General features: G+C 36.2%; 6 protein-coding genes. 1 reads left to right on the plus strand and 5 read right to left on the minus strand.

The window, feature by feature from the left end:
• Positions 1-222: hypothetical protein (locus tag HT699_RS11550; RefSeq protein WP_205403428.1), on the plus strand; the 222-nt coding region annotated here is incomplete at its 5' end.
• A gap of 266 nt (positions 223-488) precedes the next feature.
• Here the strand turns inward: HT699_RS11550 and HT699_RS03770 are convergent.
• The 5 genes from HT699_RS03770 to HT699_RS03790 all read right to left on the minus strand — a co-directional run bounded on the left by HT699_RS03770 (position 489) and on the right by HT699_RS03790 (position 6,202).
• Positions 489-3,839, minus strand: a complete 3,351-nt coding sequence (locus tag HT699_RS03770) for a DEAD/DEAH box helicase family protein (RefSeq protein WP_172934105.1) — start codon at positions 3,837-3,839, stop codon at positions 489-491.
• Between the two features lie 29 nt (positions 3,840-3,868).
• On the minus strand, positions 3,869-4,450 hold the full coding sequence (locus HT699_RS03775) for a restriction endonuclease subunit S (RefSeq protein ID WP_138706109.1): 582 nt from the start codon (positions 4,448-4,450) through the stop codon (positions 3,869-3,871).
• Positions 4,451-4,472: 22 nt separating this feature from the next.
• Entirely contained in the window at positions 4,473-5,438 is a 966-nt protein-coding gene (gene xerA, locus HT699_RS03780) for a site-specific tyrosine recombinase/integron integrase (protein ID WP_172934106.1), read from the minus strand.
• A gap of 117 nt (positions 5,439-5,555) precedes the next feature.
• Entirely contained in the window at positions 5,556-5,969 is a 414-nt protein-coding gene (locus tag HT699_RS03785; RefSeq protein ID WP_172934107.1) for a type II toxin-antitoxin system death-on-curing family toxin, read from the minus strand.
• The gene (locus HT699_RS03790; RefSeq protein WP_000260605.1) at positions 5,966-6,202 is read right to left on the minus strand and encodes an AbrB family transcriptional regulator; all 237 of its coding nucleotides are present in this window, start codon (positions 6,200-6,202) and stop codon (positions 5,966-5,968) included. The genes HT699_RS03785 and HT699_RS03790 overlap by 4 nt, the downstream gene beginning before the upstream one ends.
• Between the last annotated feature and the right edge of the window lie 139 nt (positions 6,203-6,341).

Below are 6,341 nucleotides of genomic sequence, written 5' to 3' on the forward strand. Positions count from 1 at the left end.
TTTGAGCTGACTTCGTCAGTTCTATCTGCAACCTCAAAACGGTGTTTTGAGCTGACTTCGTCAGTTCTATCTGCAACCTCAAAACGGTGTTTTGAGCTGACTTCGTCAGTTCTATCTGCAACCTCAAAACGGTGTTTTGAGCTGACTTCGTCAGTTCTATCTGCAACCTCAAAACGGTGTTTTGAGCAGCCTGCGGCTAGTTTGCTCTTTGATTTTCACTGAGTATTCCTTCATTTTCTCCTGCAATTGAATTCTTGCTCGACTTTTTGTTTTCTATTTCTTTAAAATCAAAGTAGCTCTTTTATAATAACTCGATCAACAAACATCGTGGTACAAGTATCTACTTTGAAATTTATCAACCACTTAACAACTGATACTGTATTCTAGGAAAACGATGACATTCTTCCTAATAAAACTTCTCATATATAGCATAAATTTCTACTCTTTTTAATTTTAAATGAGTCTCAGTATGGCAATCACTTTAGAATTTAAGCCACTTCTCCAGCTCGATCATTGATGAGCTCAATGGTTTGAACAATATTACGAAGTACTGGTAGTTGGTGTTGAAAGAGTAGTTGAACAGATCCATGAGATTTAAATGGCTCTTGCGTTAACACTTTCATCTCTAAGCAACCATTTTCTACAATGTAGTCTACAATCAATTTTACAAATGAAATCTGCCTGGCATTGAGATTCTCATCCGACAAAAATTTAGAAAAAATACGATTGGCAGACTCTCTATCTAAGCCAATAATCTCACGCACCAATCTCGGAATTGCCTTATTTTCATAATGATGTTGGTAGTCTGCTTTGCTACCTAATTTTTCCCAGAGCAATTTTTCAAGTGCAAGCATATCATCAGATGTCAACTTTTTATTATGGTATAGCTTAGAAATGGACTCTTCATCCAGATGAGTTTTCAAATAATGCTCAACTTTTTCATTATAAGATCGAAGATCGTTGACCTGCAAAAATGCTGTGGTCTCGTGAACAGTGGAGAGTATACGATCTTCAAAGTTAACATAGTAGGGTTTACGGTCTGTTTTATCCAAAAACTGTAATAAATCTCGAATAGCAAGACGAATTTTTTCCAAATCAGACAAGCTAACTTCTTTCCAAAATTCAGGCTCCTGTACTTTCCTGATAATTTCAGCCTGCTCAAAAACCTGCGGGATATTGCCAATAGCAGAAAGAGCTCTAGCCGTCTTCATCACTTGGGAAATATGAACAGTGGAAGATTTAGCTGTCAGTTGCCCCAACTGAATATGAAGTAAGCACAAATCAAATCTCCTCGCCATCTCATCTTCTTTATCTTCATCAAATAAAAGCGGAGAGAGATTTTTTTGAATAGTTTCACTTGTAACAGCAGTTAGATTCTGCCAACTTTCCAATTTCCTATAGCTATAAACTGTATCTAAAACCATACGAACCCTGAAGTCCAACTCATTTAAGCTCTCTATACGACCTTGAAGTTCTAAAACAAGCTCCTGACGGTATGCTCTCGCAAACTGATCTTCTTGGTATTGGAGTCCCTGAAGTTCTCGAATCAAGTCCACTTTGATATTAAATAAACGCTGAGTCAACGAAACAATGTGACGACCCTCTCCATCTCTTGGATCTGCACGAAAATAATCAAAATTGTCCCCATAATCAAATACCAAGAAGTTTTCCTTATCCTGCTCAGGTCCAAATAAATCTTTACATAGACGGGTTCCTCGACCAATCATCTGCCAAAACTTAGTTTTAGAGCGTACTTTCTTGAAGAAGACTAAATTCACAACCTCTGGTACATCAATACCTGTATCTAACATATCGACAGAAATCGCAATTTGAGGATACTTCTCCTTAATTTTAAAATCATCAATCAAGGTCTGATAATGCTTAATACTATAATCAATCACCTGAGCATAGTCGCTCCCTTTTTCAGGATAGCGGTTGTTAAAAATACCTCTGATATATTCCGCATGGTCATGATTTTTAGCAAAAATAATAGTTTTACCAATTTCATCCCCCGAGGCTGTCTGAATTCCTCTTGTCATGAGTTCATTTAAAACAATTTCTACTGTACTTTTATTGAAAATAAAAGAATTAAACACACTCCCATCAATATCTTTTTCACAGCTATCGTCTTCAAATTTGCTATCAAAATGTTCCTTTTCTTCTTCGGACAAATCATCATAATGTAGACCATCCGTAGGTAGTTTCAGTTTGGTTTCGATAGAATGATAGGCTACTAAATATCCGTCTTTAACAGCCTCTTCCAAATCATATGCATATGTTGGAACCCCATTCTCCAAATTAAAGAATCCATAGGTGTTTTTATCTAAATCTTGACGCGGAGTAGCTGTTAAGCCTACAATTCTTGCATCAAAATAATCAAAAATGGACTTGTATTTCTGATAAATAGAACGGTGAGATTCGTCAATTATGATAAGGTCAAAATGCCCAACAGTGAAAGGGCGTTGATTTACTTCTTCTTGACCACTAATCGCTCCAATCATGGTCGGATAAGTTGAAAAGACCATGCGACTTGATTGAGCTCCTTCTTTATCTTCTAAGAAGTTACAAACGGAAAGATCTGGGAGTAATTTTCTAAACGAATCATAGGCTTGCTTAACCAAGGAAGTTCTATCGGCTAAGAAGAGAACGTTTTTTACCCAGTTATGACGTGATAAGGTATCAACTAGAGAAACTGCTGTACGAGTTTTCCCAGCCCCAGTTGCCATAACCAAAAGTGCCTGTCTACGATGATTAGAGAAAGCTTCACAAACGCTTGCAATCGCATGTTTTTGGTAGTGACGCCCGGAAATATCGTCCCTAATTTTACTAGAAATATCCTCAAGTGGTTTTTGAAGATGACGTCTATCCATCACTAATTGCAATTCTTCTTGAGAGTAAAAGCCTGCAATCTGGCGGCGGTTCGGACCATCAAGTATATAGTGCTTCAACCCATTTGTAATAAAGCAAATTGGCTGATAGCCGATATGTTTCTCCAGAGCTTCAGCATATTCTTTGACCTGTACTTCCCCTACTTCTGGATTGACAGAGGCTTTTTTAGCCTCTACAATCGCTAAAATTTTCCCATTTTTACCATAAAGTACATAGTCACAGTAACCAATTCCTGAACCGTGCTTGAGACCATCAACGGCTATCTCAACACGACAGTTTTCTTCAAATATCCATCCTGCTAGACGGAGATCAATATCAATAAAGAGCTTTCTTGTCTCTGCCTCAGATAATTGATCAATATGGAAAGGCACATCTTGCCGTTGCGCTGCAGTCTCACGTTTTTCAGTATAAGTCTCTTGAACTTCTACGGACTGAGCAGCCATCTGTTCATGAAAATCAGGCAGTTCTGGTAAACTGTCTTGTAACTTTATCATAGATTGTGGAGTTTCTCGGTATTTGATGTTTGCTGAAAGTGGTAAGCACTTCTCATCAAAATAACGCTCCACAAATTCATTGCTGTAACAATAATCGATAAAATTAACAAACTGATACAAATGATGCAAAGCTAAAATCGCTTCTCGTTCCTTAATTTCACCACCATGAGCAGCATGGTTTCCCCACCGAATCAACAGAACTATCTGCTTGTGGAGTTCAGAATCTACGATATCCCTAAAATCATCATCCCATACTAAAGAAGATAGAGTAGCACGATAGGGAGCCTCTAAATATGAATCGTGACTATATATCCAATGGACAGCCTGCTCTAAAGCACGACGCGCCATAAAGGCAGTAGCCACAGTTGATGTAGCAATCATATTCTCAGCTTCAATGCAAGGTTTTGAAAAAGATTCATATTCGTCATTTTTTAAAAGAAAGCTAAAATTTCCCATTTTTTTCTCACTTTAAACAAATAGTTTAGCTATATTATACTAAATTTCAAGCTATTTCTCCACACTTTTATAGCTATCTCACAAGCAAATTGTGATTTGTCGACCTGGGCTACAAAGTCTGCGAACTCATTTTGGAGGGCTAGAGGGGGGAGGGGGACTCTAATTTGTAAAAATTTTGATTTCGAAATATTTTTCATACTCCCACTAGTTCCAGAGGAAATTCTCTTAATTTTTAATTTTGTTTTCTCATTTGTAATAAGCTTCCATAAGAAAACTGGATTTACTCGATCATTCAGAATAACCTTCCATAATCTATCTGGCAAATATATATTATCACTATTGATAGTCCAAACATACCCAGCAGCCCCAACTAGTTCAGAAGTGTTCATACGACTAATAATTACATCCCCTATTTCAACTTTATGTTCATCTAAGGGAATATAGTCAATTGGTAAATTTTTTACTTCAGATGAATTAAAATAATCGTACGATACAGCTCCTGTTTTTAATACTTTATTCTTATTATTTTCCTCACCAGCTAAACTTTTACCTGCTCTTAGTTCTTTTATATATGTATCTAAGAATACTGAGTCAGGATACTCTTCGAACATCTCGTTAAATCGGGATTTGCTTTTAAGAGATGAATTTTTGGTGTGAATGCTTGACATTATTTTGATTGACCATGGCATAGGCCAGGGTTGTGTCAATCTTGCTATGACCTAGCAGTTTTTGGACTTGTTCGATAGGCATACCTTTATCAATTGCCTTAGTCGCTAAAGTTCTTCTGAACTTATGTGGGTGAACCTTTTGTATGCCGAGTTTGTCTCCTAACTTTCTTAAGCGAATCTCTACACCAGCAATTCCAAGTCTCTGGGCTTTTCCAACTAGCGTTACAAAAAGAGCAGGGTGACTATCTTTTCTGTCGTTAAGATAATTTCTTAAATGAATTTTCGTCCGAGCGTCAAAATATACTGGTCTCTCCTTCTTTCCTTTACCAAAGACAACACACTCTCTGTTTTCAAAATCAATATCTGAACGATTCAACTGTACAAGCTCCCCTACACGCATACCTGTCGATGCTAGTAGGTCTATTATTGCCAAATCTCTCAAATTTTCACAGTTATCACGCATAATTTCCAAATGTTCATCAGTATAAGTTTCCTTCACATTTTGCTCAGTCTTAATTTTCTTTATCCGTCGAATGGGATTTTTAATGATATATTCCTCTTGCTCAAGCCAAGCAAAAAAAGAAGACAATATACGCCTAATATTGTCTAAATTCGCCTTACTACAATCCTTTTCAGACTGGTAATTTGCTAAATAACTCCTTAAATCATCTGTTGTGAGTTGTGTCACAGACTCCTTAATACCATTAAACAAGTTTTCAATCGTCCTCTGGTAATAACGAATTGTTTTTGAGCTACAGCCCTCTACCTGCTTGGCGGTAATAAATAGTTGCAACAGGTTATTATTCGAATACTTCTGCTGCTTTTTTCCGTCTACTAGATGATGTTCTAAACTCTCTCTCAACGCTAGTAATTGTTCATTATTTAAAAGAGGTAACATTTCTTGCATGATAATTGTAACTTTTGATTCCATAATTTCTCACTTTCTTATTCATCAATAAAAAGAGACAATATCAGTTTCTGCATTACAGAATTCTAATATTGTCTGTTCATTTATTTTCTTGTGCTCATTCAAATCCAGCATACTAGGTTACTTTTTGACCTTTTCTCTAACAGAATGTTCAGAAACCCATTTGGAGTAGCTTGTCATTTTTTCATCTGTTAAGGATTCTACTGCGATAGTTACACACATATTTACCGCTTCTTCAACCGTTACAGAAAAACGATAGCCATTTAATTGTAAAAATTTGACCAAAACGAAGAAAGCAGTTCGTTTATTAGCATTGGCAAAAACATGCTTCTTTATCAATTGGACAAATAGTATCGTTGCTTTATCAAAAATTGTTGGATAAAGAGGCTTCCCAAAGACAAATTGTTCTGGTAAGTTCACAATCATATTTAAGGCAGAAGGACTAACTGTTTGAATTTTCTCATTTGGAGAATACCGTTGAATTGCTAAAGCATTTATTTTTTCAATTTGCTTTTCTGTCAGATAGATTGTCATTTTTCCACCAAAGCTTTGAAAACATCGTCGTATTCGTCAAATATTTTATCTAAATTTAAGTCAAAGGCATCATCAGATACATAAGAAACCTGCTGCCCCAATTCTTCAGGAGTAAAGATAATCTCACCACTTGGTAACAATTTCGCTTCGTATTTTACACCACTTGGAATATTAAATTCACTTGGAATCGTAATGGTGATTGAATTTCCTTGTTTTCTTGTTTTTACTACCATCTGATTTCCTCCTTTGTTGTATTATAACAAATCATTACCGTAATTACAATGGCAGAATATCAGCCAAAATACTCCTGCATCAGAGATTTCTTCAAAATTTCAAGTTCTTCCAGAGATTTTTCCCGACTTTATCACTTAA

The organism is Streptococcus sp. 1055, assembly GCF_013276815.1.
Taxonomy (GTDB): domain Bacteria; phylum Bacillota; class Bacilli; order Lactobacillales; family Streptococcaceae; genus Streptococcus; species Streptococcus pseudopneumoniae.

Bases quoted from the DNA above. Each gene is read 5' to 3' on its own strand.
- HT699_RS03770 (WP_172934105.1), bottom strand. From the start codon at position 3,839: ATGGGAAATTTTAGCTTTCTTTTAAAAAATGACGAATATGAATCTTTT.
- HT699_RS03785 (WP_172934107.1), bottom strand. From the start codon at position 5,969: ATGACAATCTATCTGACAGAAAAGCAAATTGAAAAAATAAATGCTTTA.
- xerA (WP_172934106.1), bottom strand. From the start codon at position 5,438: ATGGAATCAAAAGTTACAATTATCATGCAAGAAATGTTACCTCTTTTA.
- HT699_RS03775 (WP_138706109.1), bottom strand. From the start codon at position 4,450: ATGTTCGAAGAGTATCCTGACTCAGTATTCTTAGATACATATATAAAA.
- HT699_RS03790 (WP_000260605.1), bottom strand. From the start codon at position 6,202: ATGGTAGTAAAAACAAGAAAACAAGGAAATTCAATCACCATTACGATT.